The 17137-nt window shown below is 55.9% G+C and carries 12 protein-coding genes and 1 pseudogene; 3 read left to right on the forward strand and 10 right to left on the reverse strand.

Annotation, left to right across the window (positions count from 1 at the left end):
- Nucleotides 1–584 precede the first annotated feature (584 nt).
- Nucleotides 585–1076 (forward strand): annotated as a pseudogene (locus JHC09_RS07735) (integrase core domain-containing protein); the annotation flags it as partial.
- A 141-nt stretch (nt 1077–1217) separates the two neighbouring features.
- Here JHC09_RS07735 and JHC09_RS07740 read toward each other — a convergent pair.
- From JHC09_RS07740 to JHC09_RS07785, 10 genes are all read right to left on the reverse strand, one after another.
- The gene (locus JHC09_RS07740) at nt 1218–1868 is read right to left on the reverse strand and encodes a ThuA domain-containing protein (RefSeq protein ID WP_199531464.1); all 651 of its coding nucleotides are present in this window, start codon (nt 1866–1868) and stop codon (nt 1218–1220) included.
- Between the two features lie 8 nt (nt 1869–1876).
- Complete coding sequence (locus tag JHC09_RS07745; RefSeq protein WP_199531465.1) at nt 1877–3532, reverse strand: acyltransferase; 1656 nt, start codon at nt 3530–3532, stop codon at nt 1877–1879.
- A 4-nt stretch (nt 3533–3536) separates the two neighbouring features.
- Nucleotides 3537–4544: a hydroxyacid dehydrogenase gene (locus tag JHC09_RS07750; protein ID WP_199531466.1), complete on the reverse strand. Its 1008-nt coding sequence runs from the start codon at nt 4542–4544 to the stop codon at nt 3537–3539.
- Nucleotides 4544–6394 carry a DUF2264 domain-containing protein gene (locus tag JHC09_RS07755; protein ID WP_199531467.1) on the reverse strand — a complete coding sequence of 617 codons (1851 nt, stop codon included), beginning with the start codon at nt 6392–6394 and terminating at the stop codon, nt 4544–4546. Before JHC09_RS07755 ends, JHC09_RS07750 begins: the two co-directional genes overlap by 1 nt.
- Complete coding sequence (locus JHC09_RS16895; protein ID WP_199531468.1) at nt 6394–7428, reverse strand: oligopeptide/dipeptide ABC transporter ATP-binding protein; 1035 nt, start codon at nt 7426–7428, stop codon at nt 6394–6396. Before JHC09_RS16895 ends, JHC09_RS07755 begins: the two co-directional genes overlap by 1 nt.
- A complete protein-coding gene (locus tag JHC09_RS16900) occupies nt 7425–8444 on the reverse strand; it encodes an ABC transporter ATP-binding protein (RefSeq protein ID WP_199531469.1) in 1020 nt (339 codons plus the stop codon). Before JHC09_RS16900 ends, JHC09_RS16895 begins: the two co-directional genes overlap by 4 nt.
- Nucleotides 8434–9570 carry an ABC transporter permease gene (locus JHC09_RS07770; protein ID WP_199531470.1) on the reverse strand — a complete coding sequence of 379 codons (1137 nt, stop codon included), beginning with the start codon at nt 9568–9570 and terminating at the stop codon, nt 8434–8436. Before JHC09_RS07770 ends, JHC09_RS16900 begins: the two co-directional genes overlap by 11 nt.
- Nucleotide 9571: 1 nt before the next feature.
- Complete coding sequence (locus JHC09_RS07775; RefSeq protein WP_199531471.1) at nt 9572–10564, reverse strand: ABC transporter permease; 993 nt, start codon at nt 10562–10564, stop codon at nt 9572–9574.
- 235 nt (nt 10565–10799) lie between these two features.
- Nucleotides 10800–12704, reverse strand: a complete 1905-nt coding sequence (locus tag JHC09_RS07780) for an ABC transporter substrate-binding protein (RefSeq protein ID WP_199531472.1) — start codon at nt 12702–12704, stop codon at nt 10800–10802.
- A gap of 464 nt (nt 12705–13168) precedes the next feature.
- Nucleotides 13169–14173, reverse strand: a complete 1005-nt coding sequence (locus JHC09_RS07785; RefSeq protein ID WP_199531473.1) for a LacI family DNA-binding transcriptional regulator — start codon at nt 14171–14173, stop codon at nt 13169–13171.
- A gap of 345 nt (nt 14174–14518) precedes the next feature.
- Here JHC09_RS07785 and JHC09_RS07790 point away from each other — a divergent pair, with 345 nt between their 5' ends.
- Together JHC09_RS07790 and JHC09_RS07795 are read left to right on the forward strand one after the other, a co-directional pair.
- Complete coding sequence (locus JHC09_RS07790) at nt 14519–14833, forward strand: hypothetical protein (RefSeq protein WP_199531474.1); 315 nt, start codon at nt 14519–14521, stop codon at nt 14831–14833.
- Between the two features lie 506 nt (nt 14834–15339).
- Nucleotides 15340–17094, forward strand: coding sequence for a PQQ-binding-like beta-propeller repeat protein (locus tag JHC09_RS07795; RefSeq protein ID WP_199531475.1), 1755 nt, complete (start codon nt 15340–15342; stop codon nt 17092–17094).
- Nucleotides 17095–17137: the final 43 nt, after the last annotated feature.

Consider the following 17137-nt stretch of genomic DNA (forward strand, 5'->3'; position numbering starts at 1 on the left):
CACCCCGATCCCTGACCAGCCTGACAGCCTCGAGCTTGAACTCCCGGCTGAACTTGCGTCTCTCCATAAAAACTCTCCAGTTCCAAAAACACCTTAACTCGGTGTCCTCAAAACCGGCAGCAGCTCACATATACTGAATCAAAATCGGCAGTACTGACACTCAAGCCCCAGTCACCGCAGAGCCATAACTCAGCCCAAGACCACCACCAGACTGCACTTTTGGGATGGAATTGCGAAAGGCAAGAACACTACAGACCACGTCTGAGAGTTCTAGAACGCAACAATTTCAATGAAAGAAAATGGCGCGAGAGACGGGCTCGAACCCGCGACCTCTGGCGTGATAGGCCGAAAATTAATCAATTGCAACAACGCAGTATTCAACTTTTTTTGCGGCTCACAAGCAGCATCAAAGACGTCAAAAGTTGAACCCGAATTCCATGCTTGCCATTCAGTCTTGCCTAAGCCTTTCGCAAACGTTTGATCTGTTGAAGCTCCGACCCGTATCAATAGCTGAGGCAAAGACCGCTAGCAGATGCTCATGATCGTCCACTAAAGAAATCTCCCTCCCGGAGCAGCTAGGCGCTTATTCCCGCTACATCACTGCCTGGAAACTGTGCACGACAATGCGGGCTCAGAACGTCAATGACACGCTAGATTTGGCATTAGCAGCTTCAGGGTGTGATCAGGCGCATGTGCGGCATCGGCCGCGCTTGCTGAGTGACAATGGCCCCAGCACCATCGCCCAGGAACTTGCCGACTATATCGCAGCCAATGACATGGATCATGTCCGAGGCGCTCCGCTTCATGCCCTGACACAGGGCAAGATCGAGCGCTGGCACCAGACGCTCAAGAACCGCATCCTACTCGAAAACTATTTCAGGTCCGGTAATCTCGAAAGTCAAATCGAGGCATTCGTCGAGCACTACAACCATCGGCGCAATCACGAGAGACTCAACAATGTGACACCTGCAGATGCCTAATTTGGCAGAGCATCTGCCATCATCAAAAATCGCCAAATCATCAAGCGCAAAACAATCCAGCATCGAGGCTTGATGCACCATAGGCTTGCCGCATAGCATCAACCGAATGACGAGCCGTGCTCTCTGCTAATCAAAGCCCAATCTGAGCCAAAGCATTTGACGACGGACACCCGTTTCAAAAAACCTGCGTGATTGATACCGTCGTGCCCATCGTCGGTCACCATATCTGCAGCGGTGCTACTCTCGTGCGGCCCATAGAAGGCCGCGTTTCAGGATGGTGCGCACGTGGGGCAATTCCAGCTCATCAGCCGTGTGCCCGAGCGAGGAATAGAACACGCGACCTTTGTCATGCGTGGTGGTGAAGACGACCGGCATGGTCACATCCTTGCGCCAATGATGCACTTCGCCGGAAAACACCGTCGTCGCCAGCACGTCTACGGCCGGATCGTAGTTGAGATAATACTGCTCTGAAGTGTGCTCAAAACTCTCAATCCCGGCCATGATGGGGTGATCGGGCCGCGTGACGTTCACCCGGTAGGTCATGATATTGCCGGGATGCTGTACCCAATAGCAGCTTGCTGCATAGCGAAACGGAACACTGGCGCGGAACGTCGTGGCGAGCCCCATGTGGTAGCCTGCCAAGCCCGTGCCCGCGCGAATGGCGGCGATCAAGACCTCCATCTTGTCGGGCGCAAGAGTACCGTCGGTAATGACCGGCACAATCAGATCATTGCTGCCGACGTCTGGATCGCCGAGCCTGTCGTAGTCATCGGTAACGACGACCAAAAAGCCTTCCTCCTCTAGTAGTGCCTTTACGACATGAGCCCCCCGTTCGGGCGTATGCAGCGGCAAGCCGCCCCAAACCACCAAAGCTTTTTTCTGTCTCATCTCATCCCTCACAGGCCCAGTCCAACGGCTTCAGTTCGGTGCACCCCACGCGGTACGAAGGCGAAGCTATCTTCAAGGCGCAACAGCTTTGCGGCAAGGTGCACGACGGAAAGCCACATCTCAGTTCCTTGCAGACCCGGCACATGGCCATCGGCAAAAGCCAATCCTTCGCCGTCCACCCAGCGCTCTGACACGCTGGAAATAATGATCCGCGCGATGGCCTCCGCTTCGACGCGCCTATGGTCGGTTTGAGCCAAGCACAAGAGGAGCGGATGAATGGTATCAAGAAGGTTACACGCCGTGTATGTTTCACCCGAGAAACCGTTATAGTTTCGGTAGTTGGCAATCACCGCATCGATCACCTGTTCGGCCCGTGGTACAGGAATGCCGAACTGAGCATAAGTGCCTCGCGTTAGACGATAGAAACCGTTGACCGGCTGCAGCAAGCCTTCGCTGGTGGGGTACCCCCAGAGGCCAGTAGCCCTATCCTGATGCAATGCGAGCCAACCAAAAAGCGTCTCATTGATGCGGGTGGCCTCGAAGTATCGCGCATTCAAATAGAGTGCGGTGCCAATCGCATCCACTGCCGCGCCACTTGACCAAGCGTGTGTGCGCCACGGCAGGTGATTGAGCCAATGGCTCAACTCCGGTGCCGAAAGGTCAACAGCACTGATCTCATGGCGCGGCTGACTGCCAAGAAGTTCTAGGGCGTAACCCACCGCCAGAACATTGTAGAGCGCCAGTCCATCTTCGCGGAGAGGGCGTTTGGGATCAGGATTCTGAAAGGGGTCAGGAAACAGTCCGGTTACAGGATCTTGTATCCGCTGCAACTGCTCAATCAGATCAGAACGATTGGCATCAGGAAGGTCTTCGCCAAAGGAGTTTACAATCTCGATGGCGTCGCAGAGGTGGCGAATACTACGCCGCTTTTGCCCACTTCCATCATAGGAGAGATATTCCCCGTCCTGCTGATTATGGAGTAGAACTTCGCGCCATTGATCCTGAGCGCGTCGGCTCAAAGCCTCAACTTGATCGCGTGTCTCGGCTCGCTTGCCTTGGCCCCGATACCGCAGAACTTTTGCCGGGACACCGCCAACAATAGCATTCGGTGGAACATCTTTGTTGACCACCGCCCCGGCGGCAATGACGGCCCCCCGGCCAATGGTTACGCCGTCAACAATGACGCAGTTCGCACCGATCCAGACATCATCCTCAACCGTGATGCCGAGGCTTTCGTGCTTTTGCAGGTAGATGGGCACTTGTGGGTCATCGTAGCCGTGATTGAACCCCACAAGACTGGCGTGACTGGCGATCCTTACCGCATTGCCACAATGCACCTTGCCGGAAATTGTCGCGAAGCTGTTGATCGTGCAATGGGCACCAAAGTGGACATCGCCGCGGACCAGGGCGTTTCCGGCAATCCAACTGTGTGCACCCAGCACGAGGTTGGTCGTGAAAATGGCTGCGGTGTCCGCGATATAGGCCGTTGGATCGACCTCTGCCCCTGCGTGGCGCTGTAGGTGAGCAATACGAGCCCGATGCTCATGGCTGGTGATGTCTTCCGGTGTCCGATCCCAAGTCAGATACTGAAGGCGATCGTAGGCCCACTTTGCGGCGATAGGATCTTCCTCTCGCCGCGACGCTGTATGTCCTCCCGAGTGCATGTGACTAAGCCGTCCGCTCTAGTAGGTCTTGAGTGATTTCGTATTGGAGCGGCTTGCCCAGCACGTAGCGCTCAACCTCATCGGCCACCATGATGCCGAGCCTCGTCCGTTCTGTACCAACGGCACCGGCGATGTGTGGCGTTAGGAAGACATTGGGCAGAGTGTAGAAGGGGCTATCGTCCACTGGAATTTCAGGATCGGTCACATCAAGAATAGCATTAATGCGCCCCGTCTTGACCTCCTCCAGAAGCGCCGCTTCATTCACCAAAGACCCGCGCGCAGTGTTGATGAAGGTGGCGCCGTCCCGCATGAGCGCGAACTGCTCCCTCCCCATCATCCCGGATGTCGAGGGCAATGCGGGAGCGTGCAGACTGACAACGTCCGAACGCGCCATCAGCGTATTGAGGTCGGTGAGTTCAACCTCCTGCGCAAGTGGGTCATTGGCCGAAACGAAGGGGTCGTAGAGCAAGACCGTCACGTCGAAGGGCTTGAGCAGTTGGATCACCCGCCTGCCGATGCGTGATGCGCCGATGACACCAACGGTACGCATAAAATTGCCAATAGGCTGATCTTGCAGGGCAAGGCTGGTGTTTCGCGAGTGGTCGTCTCGGTAGTAGTCGCGCAGATCGAAAACGCGCTTGTTAGCAAACAGAATGGCTGCCAGTGAGAATTCAGCAACCGGCACAGCATTCGCCTCGGCGGCGTGTGTAACCCGAATGCCGTGTTCGTAGGCGTAAGGGGCGATGGTGAACTTTACGGTCCCTGCCCCATGCGCAATGAGGCGCAAGTTCGGTGCTTGTTGCAACACTTCACGCGTCAAAAATGGTGTACCCCAAGCGGTCACCAGCACCTCGGCCTGCTTCAATACATTGAGTGCATCAGAGCTACTGAAAGTGGTCAGTGGCTCGTCATTGATTATGTCGCAACACGCTTCCAGTCGCCGAAGAGTTTCAAGCGTGAAAACGTGACGCGTTCGTGCCGGATCATATGCAAAGGCAAGTTTTGGACGCATTAGGACAACTCCACACCCACCGCGCTGACGTCAATACCGTCTTTGGCAAAGAGCGCATCGAGGTCAGCAATGTTGGGCGCCACTGGCGGATTGGCCAAGGCGTGGTCGGCAGCTGCCCCGACCGGCTGCGCCATAGCCGCCGTCACAAAAACAGTTTCACCTGCTGGCACTTCGCCCAGAAGTTGCGGCAAAATCGTTTTGGAGACGATGAGGTTACTGTTGGGCAATGCTTTGTGTGCTCGCCCTGCCCGTTGCCCGGTTAAATCAAGAATTACGGACACGTCCGTTTCGCTGCTCGCAAATCCCATAGCGGGGGCATCGACATATTTATCAGCGTTGAGATCGGCGCGCGCAATGGCGAACCCACCCTCAATGGTGCTCAAGGCACGAGGGGTGTTGATGCGATGCACGCGGACGTGCCAATCGCCCGATGGAATAAGCCAAGTGTCGACCGTAACGTCACCAAATGGCTTCCACCGCGAGTAAAGCGTTGTTCCGGCAATCTGAGCGCTCACATTGTGTTCGCGAACGCGATAGTGAAGTCCATCGTCGGAAAACGCCAAAGCGCCGTCGAACGCGCCTTGTTTAAAGTTTCGCTCGTCCGTTTCGACCGAAAACCCGTAGCGGCTGGAATAGACGAACTTAGCGTATTTCTCCGTGCCTTCGCGCATCATGAAGTTCTCTTGCCCGCAAGAGAGCGCCACGACATTTCCCGCGGTGTGCTGCATCACCATGCCCGGGTGCTTGAGCGGCACAGGATCATCGGTGAAATCCGCCTCGACCTCTTCTGCACTCCAGAATGGGTGGTCGGCAGGTAGTGCCAGTGGCAGAAAAGCCTTTAGCGCCCAGTATGGGGAGCCACCCGAATTGTAGTTCTCGGACATGAATAGGTTCGGATAACCGTAACCGACCGAAAGCACGCCATTCCCATGGGCAATCGGGAGCTTGCTCCACCAACGGAGGTGGCGCAGGTAATGGCCCTTGATGACGCCCCATGGGAGCGCCTCAAGATCGGCAAAAGCCAGCGCACCCCAGAACCCACCACAGGCGAAGCGATAGGTGAGGCTGCGACCAAAGGCGAGCGTGCCGCCGTCCTCGTCGAACCAATGCTGGATGTCCTGCGCAAAGCGCTCGGCACGAGCCTTGTAATTGGCGACACGCTCGTCGTCGCCGGTTTTGAGCTTGGCGTAGATCAGACCATAAAAGTGCATCGCGAAGGGGATGTAGTGATCCAAGCGACGCACATTTCCGTCGCGATACCAGCCGTCAGCTATGTAGAACTCTTCCAGCTCGCCAAGGAACTGCTCCGTGTAGGTGCGGTCAAATTCGACCCCAACCTCATCGAGCCCTAGATCGACCAAAATGCGGAAGAACTTCCAGTTGTTGGGCGCATAGTCGAACTTGCGCGCGTGCTTGAGATAGTTCGCAAGATTGTCCTTCGCCTTCTGCGGCAAGGGATCCCATACTAGGTGCGGCAACATCTTTAGGGTGAACCCTATCGCGGCCAACTCAACCTGGCGCTGGTCTATGCCATTCACCGTCCCCCAATATTCTGGGTGGTCCGGATCGGTGCCATTGGCTAGCCCCTGACGATAACGCTCCCAGTGATCAAACGCCCCGCCGCCAGCCGCGAGCGGCGTCAGGCCCCAGAGTGGACGCGCAAACCCTTCCAAGTCTGCGGCGGCGCGATCAAAGTGTGCACCCGCTCCATCAAGGCGCACGCGGGCATTGCCCTCCGAAAAATACGGCAGCAAGGGTTCGAAAAGATCACGCAGCGCGGTCTCAATATCGGTGCGCGTCTTCAGTGGGTTACCGAACAGCGGATTTGCAGTTGTTGGATCGTAAGTCATTACACAAAGGCCTTTTGCGGCGCGTCGTCATAAGCGCCTTGAAGTGTGAGCGTTTCAGCAAAATGGCAGGCCACCAGTTGTCCCGTGCCGTTGACGGCACGCAACTCGGGCTTGATTGCTCGGCATTGATCGGCGGCGTATTTGCACCTTGTATTGAACGGGCATCCCACAGGGCGATTGCCGAGATATGGGATTTCGCCGCGAAGCTCTTTGCTCGGCCCTTTGCGCCGAGTGGGATCAGCAACGGGCAAAGCCTCGAGCAGCATATCGGTGTAGGGATGGCGCGGGCGCTCAAACAGCTGTTCGGTTGGAGCGCTTTCAACGATGTGGCCAAGGTACATCACCACCACGCGGTCAGCGATGTAATTGACCACGCCAAGATCGTGGCTGATGAAAATATAGGTCAGCCCCAATTCGGCCTTCAAATCATCCAAGAGGTTCAGGACCTGCGCCTGAATGGAGACATCGAGCGCCGATACGGCTTCGTCAGCAATGACCAGCTGAGGGTTGAGCACCAGTGCGCGAGCGATGCCGATACGCTGCCGCTGCCCGCCGGAGAAGGCGTAGGGATAACGCCCGACAGCATCCGCCGCGATACCGACGCGAGCGAGGATATTGATAACCCGATCTTCCAGTTCTTGGCCTTTCGCCAAGCGATGCACGCGTAACGGCTCTGCTACAAGATCGAAGACGCGCATATGGGGATTGAGCGAGCTCATCGGATCTTGAAAGATCATCCGCATATCGCGGCGCCACGGTTTCATGGCGCGCTTGTCGAGGGCCGTAAGCTCAACCTTTTTGTCTTCAGATTGGTGGTAGTAAACCTTGCCGGTCGTGACCGGCTGCGCCTTGATGATGCAGCGGCCCAGTGTGGTTTTCCCGCAGCCGCTTTCCCCAACGATGGCGAGGGTCTCGCCTTTTTCGACCGTGAGGTTGATATCGTTGAGAGCCACGAGTTCACGCGGCGGGGCGAACATGCCACCGCCAAGCGTGTAGACCTTGGAGAGGTTTTCGACCGTAAGAAGCGAGCTCATGCTACTGCCTCCGAATTGACAGTGCTCAGCAAGTGGCAGCGAGCCACATGGTCCACGCCGATCTCCACCCGAGGGGGGCGAACATTGGCGCACGGACCGAACGCGTGAGGACAGCGGCTCGTAAAGCTACAGCCTTGCGGCCGGTCTTTCGGTGATGGCACGGTGCCTTTGACCGGGCTGAGCCGCGTTCTATCGGCTTTCCTCTGTAACTTGGGCACCGAATTCATCAGCGCCTGCGTATAGGGGTGCCTCGGCGCGGCGAAAACATCGTAGACACTGCCCTGCTCTACGACGTCTCCGAGATACATTATGGCGATATCGTCAGCGATTTCGGCAACGACACCCAGATCATGGGTGATGAAAAGCATAGCCATACCGTATTCGGCTTGCAGTTGGCGCATGAGATCGAGGATTTGAGCCTGCGTGGTCACGTCGAGGGCGGTGGTGGGCTCATCCGCGATCAGCAGCTTGGGGGTGCAAGCGAGCGCCATCGCAATCATGGCGCGTTGGCGCAGGCCGCCGGAGAGTTCGAACGGATAGGCATTTGCGCGTTCACGCGCACCCGGAACCCCGACCTGGTCGAGAATGCTAATCGTGCGTTCGCGAGCCTGTTTCTTATTCACCTGCTCATGCAACAGAATGACTTCGTCGATCTGATCGCCAATCGTGTGGACGGGTGAAAGAGAACTCATCGGTTCTTGAAAGATCATCGATATCTGCGCGCCACGGATTGCGCGCATGGGCGTGCTGTCGGGCCTGAGCTTGGCAATATCGGTCAGTCCGGTAGAACTATCGAACAAGATCTCGCCCGTCCGAATATCGGCGTTGCGGTCGAGAAGCCGTAACACGGCACGAGCGGTTACCGACTTTCCGCAACCACTCTCCCCAACCAAAGCAAGGGTTTTGCCAGGTGTGAGGGTGAGGTCCACTTGCCGAACGGCTTCGATGTCCGGATCGTCGGGTGAGGTGAAAACAATCGACATATTCTGAACTGAGAGAAGCGCTTTATCTGCCATGGGGATCAGCGGCGTCGCGTAAGCCGTCTCCGAAGAAGTTGAAGGCAAGAATGACCACCACCACGCAGACGCCCGGAACGAGCAACCACGGTGCAGAAGCCAAGGTGCGGATGTTTTGCGCTTCCTGGAGCAAGGTGCCCCAGCTGACGATCGGTGGCTGAAGGCCAAGACCGAGGAAGCTGAGCGCTGTCTCTGCCAAGATCATTCCGGGAATGGCGAGGGTCGCGGCGGCAATGATGTGGCTGGTAAAGCTGGGGACCATATGGCGGATAATAATGCGCCAATCGCTTGCGCCATCGAGTTGCGCAGCCGTGACGAAGTCCTCGGTGCGAAGGCTCAAGAACCGCCCGCGCACGACACGAGCCAGCTCAGTCCACCCGATCAACGACAAGATCAGGGTGATGGCAAAATAGGTTTGCAGCGCGCTCCAGTCTTTCGGCATAGCTGCAGCCAGACCGAGCCAAAGCGGGATGGTCGGCATGGAGCGGATGAACTCGATAATGCGCATTACCGCGCCATCAAAACGACCGCCATAATAGCCCGCAAATCCGCCAATAATGATGCCAAACACCAGTGAAAGCGTAACGCCAGCCAAACCGATCGAGAGGGAAATACGCGTTCCGTGGACCAAGCGGCTCAGGACGTCGCGGCCCAGCCGATCAGCACCCAAAATGTAGAACGGATCGCGCTTGTTCTCGACGCCCATGAGCTTGACGGACATCGGGATGAAGCCTGCAAGCTTATAAGGCTCACTCGGGGCAAAGAATTGAACCGGAATGACCTCTTCTGGGTCGAGTACAAAGGAACGACGCAAAGCTTTCGGGTCGACCTCCGTTTTGTAGCCGTTCACATGCGGCTGAAACTGCCAGTTACCATTCTCATCGGTCGTGATGAACTGCAGCCCCTGAGGCGGCGCATAGGTATAGCGTGCGCTATAAGCGGATGGATCAGTCGGAGCGAGAAACTCCGCAAGGGCTGCAATCAGGTAGAAGGCGACGACAACCCAAAGACTAACAACTGCGAGTTGATGACGGCGGAACCGCCGCCACATCAGGCTGAATTGGCTCTCACGGGTCCGAGGCAGTTTTCTTGTGCTGGGTACGTCGCTCATGGTTTCAACGGCCATCTCACTTGCTCCCATAGCGAATACGAGGATCGATCCAGGCCAAGAGCAGGTCTGAGATCATTGTTCCGATCACGGTGAGCACACCGAGGAGCATGATGATCGCGCCTGCGAGATACATGTCTTGGCTGGTCAGAGAGCGCAGCAGCAGCGGCCCTGCGGTTGGTAGGTTCAGAACCACCGAAACGATCACTGAGCTCGACACCAGCGCAGGGAGGAGCCAACCAATGGTCGAGACCAGCGGATTGAGCGCCAAGCGGACCGGATACTTCAGAATGACCTTCCACTCAGGCAGGCCCTTAGCGCGTGCCGTGACGACATACGGTTTCTTCAACTCATCGAGCAGATTGGCGCGCAAAATACGGATCAGCTCTGCTGTTCCTGCGGTCGCGAGCACTAGAACGGGTGCCCAGGCGTGAGACAGAAAATCCCAAACTTTCGGGAGGCTCCAGTGCGCCATCTCATATTCAGATGAGAACAAGCCGCCAATGGTGGTGCCGAAATAGACGAAGCTGAGATACATCAGGATCAGCGCAAGGAAGAAGTTCGGCACGGCAAGTCCGATGAAGCCAACGATCGTGGCGAGGTAGTCGCCGAGCGAATATTTCTTGACCGCGACATAGACCCCGATCGGCAAAGCGATCAGCCACATGACGATGACGGCCAAGCCTTCAACAAGGATCGAGTTTCCGAGGCGGCCCCAGATCAGCGACGTTACAGGGGCTTTCCACTCAAAGCTCTGGCCAAAGTCGCCACGGAACAGAATGCCGCTGATCCATTTCCAGTACTGGACATAAAAGGGTTCGCCGAAGCCATATTGCTGACGCAGAGCTTCGATCATGGCGGGATCGACGCGATCCCCATTGGCGTTCAGCGTTGCAATATACGTCGTTAGATAATCGCCCGGTGGCAGCTGGATGATGGCGAACGCCACAATGCTTACCGCAAACAGCGTCAGCACCATCGAAACCAGTCTCATGCCAATGAAACGCAGCATGGGCGTCTCCTCAGAATTTTGGCCTATTCCGCACGCAGGAACACGGCGGATCGAAAGTGTCCGAGGGAGATGTGGAGGCGCGTACACTCACCCACAGGCACTATGCGCATGTCCTATCCCATCTCTCGGAGGGCTCGCCTCCGTCGTCGGGAGCGAACAAGTTGCAAGATTTCATCGCCAAGCCCCTCGTCGGCTCCACAGTGTGAAGAACACACTGCGGAGCGCTGGGAGGTGACTATTTATCGCCGAAGTACCATTGGAATGGGTCGTAGGGCGCTGGTGTTGGGTAAAGGTATGCGTGCAGCATCGAGTCCGCGATATTCCGCACGTTATTCTTGGCAATGTAGTAGCCTTCGCCAGGCAGGCTGATGCCAATGACCGGGAAGTTTTCCTTAGCGATAGCCAAGATTTGCTTCATCATATCGTTGCGCTTGGCCGGGTCGCCTTCGGCGCGGATGGCCGTGTAAAGGTCCATCTGCTCTTGCGCCCAAGCTGGCGGCGCTTCAGCGATTTCAGGACGAGAGCCCTGGAAGTGCTGAGCCCAGCGATATGCCCAGACGGATTCATCGTTAGCAGCCATGTAGTAACGGGGCTCTTGGATGACATCAAGACCACCGTCGCCTTGCCAAATCTGCGCATCATAATCGCCGACGACGCGCTTATCGTAGTACAGGGTACGGTCGATGTTATTGAGCTCGATATCCAAGCCACCCGCTTCGAGCTGGAGCTGGATCAACTCCATCATATCGACCCATTCACTCTTGAATGAGGAGATCATGTCGATGGTAACGACCAGCGGTGAACCGTCCGCAAAGGTGTAAAAGTCTCCACTGCGCGTTAGACCCGCCGCTTGAAACGCAGCATCGGCAGCCTCAACGTCATATTCTGTGTACTGTTTGGCCATCTCCTCATCGTAGAATGGAGATTCGGGGCGAGGCGCTGCCTGGAAGGGTTCCCCCTGCCCGGTAAACACCACATCGATGATCTCTTCACGATCAAGAAGATGGCTCACGCCAATGCGGAAGTCCTTGCTTTCAAAGAGAGCACGGCGCTTTGGATCGATGTGGTTAAGGTTGAACTGTAGCATGAGCGTATTCATGCTTGAGGGCACATTGGGGCCGAGGCGGTAGTCGCCGGCTTCCTGGCCATCAAAGAACAATGGCTGGTTAGCGACCGTCGCAATGTGGCGATCCTGAAAGTCGATTTCGCCATTCAGCGCCATTAGCGTGATTTCTTCTAGGGAGTCCGATACGCGCATCTCGAGACGATCGATATACGGAAGCTGATTGCCCTCAGTGTCGACCTTCCAATAATACGGATTGCGCTTGAACGTGACACGGGTCGCATCGCCAGTCAGCGGCTCGTCGATCATCCACGCATTCATCATGGGCAGATCAGGGTTCGACCAGCGGATTGTTTCTGTGGCCCACGAGCAGCGATTGCCCATGTGCGCTTCCCAAGTTTCAAATCCTGCAGCCTTAGCGTTTGCTACTGCGTCAGGATTGTACTTTGGATAGAACTGGCCGCAGTAGTCTTTGCTCAGCGACGTAACGGTGAAGCCGTTAATACTGGCCAACTCGTCCATGATCAGCCCATTGGGCTCTTCAAAAACCAAGCTGAATGTCGTGTCGTCGATAACGTCCACCGTTACCTTGTTGGGCTGCTTGATAAAGGTACCGCCGCCATAGGTCGGCTCGCTCATGACCTCAACTGCGAAAGCGATGTCGGCGCTGGTGAATGGGGTGCCATTATTCCACTTCAACCCCTCGCGGAGCTTGAATGTGTAGGTGCGCGCGTCATCGCTTACCTCCCAGCTCTCGGCTAGGTTTGGAATGATTTCTTTCCACTCGCGATCGTAACGCACCAAACCGTCATAGGCGACGGTACGCCCGATCCATGCATTGTCGAGACCGCCACGAAGCGCGCTACGCCACGTTCCGCCATAAGTGCCAACGCTTTCGAATGGCGTGATCACCAGTGGGTTCTTCGGCAGGCGGTCTGCCACAGCGGGCAAAGCGCCACTCGCAACGTCAGCATCCAAACTCGGCGCTTGCTGCTGACCAAGGCTCGAACCCGCCATAGCGAACAGCGCAATCATCGCCACAGCGCCTGATAGGCGCACAGATGAGAGCATCTTCATATTACTTTCTCCCTTTTTCGGGCACCACCCGAAGATGTTGCAACCCAGCCGCCAAAAAGCTCACTGGGCATTTCACCCGCCTCCTCTGGCGAGTGCCTCGGTTTCCCGAGGGACGGTCACGAAACAGGCACTCCTCAACGCCAGTTTCAGTGCAAGCATGGGCTCGCTTTGTAATTCAGAGGGCTACAGCCCCCGGTCGTCCGCAGACCATTTGGAGCGCGGCAACATCGTTACGTTAGGGTTGATTTGCGCGAAAAACAAGTAATTTGCGCAAAGGGCGCAAATTACGCAAATTAGTGCAATTTGTGTTGTCACAAGAAAGCAATAGGAACAAAAAAAGCCGCCTTTCCGATGAAGAAAATGCGGAATTGGGAAATTTATTTTAAACCTATTTGGAGGTTACGAGCTGACTATGGCCCGAAAATCAGCCGCACAACGCAAGTCCAATAAACGCTGTTCTCCGGCTACTCGATGGCGGCGACGGTATCGCCTTCAATCAGCGTGACACCAATTTCCACCTGCTGCACAGCAGGCTCGCCATCGAATTTTTGTCCTAAAAGACGCATCACAGCGCGCCCCATGGCAACGCGATCCACCTGAACTGTGCTGAGCCGTGGGGTGGCCATGCTTGCGATCGGAAGATCATCAAAGCCGACAATAGAGAGGGGATGCCGCGCATGTCCCTCACCACCGCCCAGAGCATCGACCAAAGGCATTGCTGCGATGTCATTCCAGCAAAAAACTGCCGTGACGTCGAACTCCCCGTGCCTCAAGGCGGCCACCAATTCTGCATTTGTGTAGTCATTCGTCGTCACAATGGTCGGCACGGCATCCGCCACCTCCGCCATCGCCGCCTCATACCCCCGCTGGCGCTGTATAATCGTAGGGCGTACCTGATGGGTATAGTGCAGAATTTTGCGGTGGCCCGCGTTTAGCAGGTACCGGGTTGCCTGATAGGCACCAAAGAAATTTGCCGGCGTTACAGAGCTAACGACCATTCTCGGATCTAAGCCATTCGCCAGAACAAGTTTTATCTCATTCTCGTTACACCATTGTGCAAATTCAGGCGCTGGGTCGATGCCAGCCAAGACCAGGCCACTCGCCCCAGTACGCTGCAACTGCCGCTGAACAAACACATCATCAACGCTATCCTCGTTGACGAGACGCACATCCAGTTTGATCTCAAGCTCTGCAGCTTGTGCCCGCATCCCTTCAACAATGCCGTGATAAAAACTTGTCAGGTGGCCCGTCGCTCCGCCGAGCGGAACCAAGGCCAGAACATGCCGATCCAAGTTTTCGACGGAATAAACGTGCTTGCTCTTATATCCAAGCTGGCGAGCGACTTTCTGAACTTCCGCCCGCATGACCTCGCTAATACCAATCTCATTGGCGAGCGCACGAGACACTGTCGAAATCGACACTCCCAACTGAACCGCAATGTCAGCCTGGCTTGCACGCTTTGGGGACATAAGCTTGGCACCTCCTGCCGTATGCAATATTTGCGTTTTTTGAGTAATGCAAGAGTTCAAGTTGAGCCGCCCCAACCTCGGCGCGGAAATCCAAATATTACAGGAACTTACAAAATTCTTCGAGGGAGGGAATGAATTCGATTAACTACAGAGGAGTCTACAACTGTATGGCGTGGCCGGCTGACATTCAGACCTTAACTGTCCGGCAGCAGCACTTATGTCTCAGAAATGGGTTTGCAATTTAAGGAGAGTGCTGGTCACGCCTGAGTGACGAAAGACCCAGAATGACGACGGAAACAACAAAGACGCAATCATCCACATAGCAGGGGGTGAAGGACATTCGCTGTGCAACGCGGCAGCACTTTTCCGCCGAAGACGATGCACACAATTGCGCTTGTCGGGGGATTGCAGGAAGCCGGCGCTGTGATGGGCCGCGATTTCCACGTTGTCTATAAGCAGACATCGGGCATTTTACCTGCCTTTTTCCCGAATATGGACAGCCTACGCGAAGATGTTTTCAGCGCCGGACAAGAGCTCACGCGCATCCTGCTTGAACGGATAATTGGCGCAAAACCGTCTCTGCTGCAAACTCTCGCAAGCCCCCAACCTCATTGGCGGCCGCAGCCAGCAGAAGACCTCAGCAATCACGATCCATTGTGAGAGCATTTCTGCTGTACCGATCCCCATATGCGTCACAAGAATTGGTGTGCCCGTTCAACCCTTTACCGACGACCTAATTTCCCGAACACCGCCGCACTCCCAGGCTGCAACTACGCTGCACTCTCCACACCGCGTTCAAAATCACGGAACGGAGTAATCGATTAAATAGCAGCGCCGCAACACACCCAAACCCAGTTCATACAAAGTTCAAAGATCAAAAATTCTATCGAAAATAATTATCGAGAATATAGGCACAACTAATACCAACCACCCGATCCGACATAAACTTACCGATGCAGATCTGACCGCTCATCTACTCAAATGAATACGCTCTGCATCGTTCATTTCTCAGATATTCCAGAGACTTGAACACACCGTCAACGCACCATGCGGCAGGTTGACGCACTGCCATACAAGACTTAGGCTACTGCTGTTAGGACCGATTTTATTGCAAATATTCAAGCAGAATACGGACCGGTTCAGCAAACTGAGGAGGAGTGCTGATCATGAAGCGTGGTTTACGGCTTACTTTACTCGCGACACTAGCAACGACATTAACGTCGAGTTTCGCAATTCAGGCTGCAGTGGCGCAGTCCCCAATTGACTCAATCACCCCCGTAACGGACGAAATGCTGCTCAACCCGCCCGATGGCGACTGGTTGATGTGGCGCCGTACCTATGACGGCTGGGGCTATAGCCCGCTTGATGAAATTACCAAAGAAAACGTTGGTAAGCTGCAGCTGGCGTGGTCTTGGGGCATGTCCCCAGGTGGCCGCACGCAGGAAACACCATTAGTGCACGACGGCGTGATGTTCATCCAGAACTCCAATCACGTCATCCAGGCGCTCAATGCTGCGACCGGCGAATTGATCTGGGAATATGAGCATCCGCTGCCAGATGGCGTTGCCCCGAACGGCGAACGCAACAAGGCGATCTACGGCGACAAGCTGATCTTCGCGACCCGCGACGCCCATCTCGTCGCGATCGACATCAAAACCGGCCAGCTCGCTTGGGATCAGCAGGTTGCTGACCACAAGAAGGGTTACGCATTCACCTCCGGCCCTCTCGTGGCTGAAGGCGTTGTCATCCAGGGCATGACCAACTGCTCGAACGCTCAGCCGGGCGGTTGCTTCTACACCGGTCACGATGCTGACACAGGTGAAGAGCTGTGGCGCTTCCAGACAATCGCCCGTGGCGATACACCAGAAGGCAACAGCTGGAACGGCCTGCCACTCGAAAGCCGTCACGGCGGTTCGGCGTGGATTTCTGGTTCCTATGACCCAGCTCAGGGTCTGTTCTTTGCCGGCGTTGGCCAGCCTTATCCATGGCCAGCAGTGGTCAACGGCCTGCTGCCGAAGAGTGATGATCCAAACGTCACCAATGACGCTCTCTACACCAACGCCACCCTCGCGCTTGATCCTAAGACAGGCGATCTGAAGTGGCACTTCCAGCACATGCCAAATGACTCGCTGGATCTGGACTATGTCTATGAGCGCTTGATCATTGACGCCAATGTCGATGGCGAAGACCGCCAGATGGTCATCACCACCGGTAAGACCGGAATTATCGAAGCTCTGGACCGCACCACGGGTGAATGGCTCTGGCATAAGGAAACGGTTCCGCAGAACGTCGTTCTCGAAATCGATCCTGAAACCGGCAAGAAGACCATCAACCCAGACGTTATCCCGCAGATTGGTGAAACCACCTTCAACTGCCCGGCTGACCCTGGTGGCAAGGCATGGCAGGCAACGTCCTACAGCCCACGCACCGAAACCATCTATCTGCCGCTGGTTGAGTTCTGCTCGAACACCACACCGCAGCCGATCGATCCAGGCACCATCTACACCAGCGGTGGCCGCGCGATCTTCTCGCGTGTTCCAACCCCTGAAAGCGATGGCAACTACGGTCGTCTGGACGCTGTGAAGGTCGCCGATCAGTCGACCACTTGGTCCCACCGTCGTTATGCTCCACTGACCACCTCGACCCTGCCAACCGCTGGTGGCCTGGTGTTCGCTGGTACGCTGGATCGCAAGATGATGGCGTTTGACGACGAAACCGGTGACGTGCTGTGGGAATCCAGCACTCTGAGCAACGCTCTTGAATCCTTCCCGATCTCCTATGAAGCCGATGGCAAGCAGTACATCGCCGTGGTCTCCAACTGGGCATCGGGTCTGGGCCGTCTGCAGTCGCTCACTCCAGACATCAAGCTGCCTGCGCACAACCCGGCCACCGTCTACGTCTTTGCTCTGCCAAACGAATAAGACCTGACGACACGATCTCCGTTTGGGCGGACTTGGCACGCGC

The sequence above is a fragment of the Devosia sp. MC532 genome, from assembly GCF_016461625.1.
Taxonomy (GTDB): Bacteria; Pseudomonadota; Alphaproteobacteria; order Rhizobiales; family Devosiaceae; genus Devosia.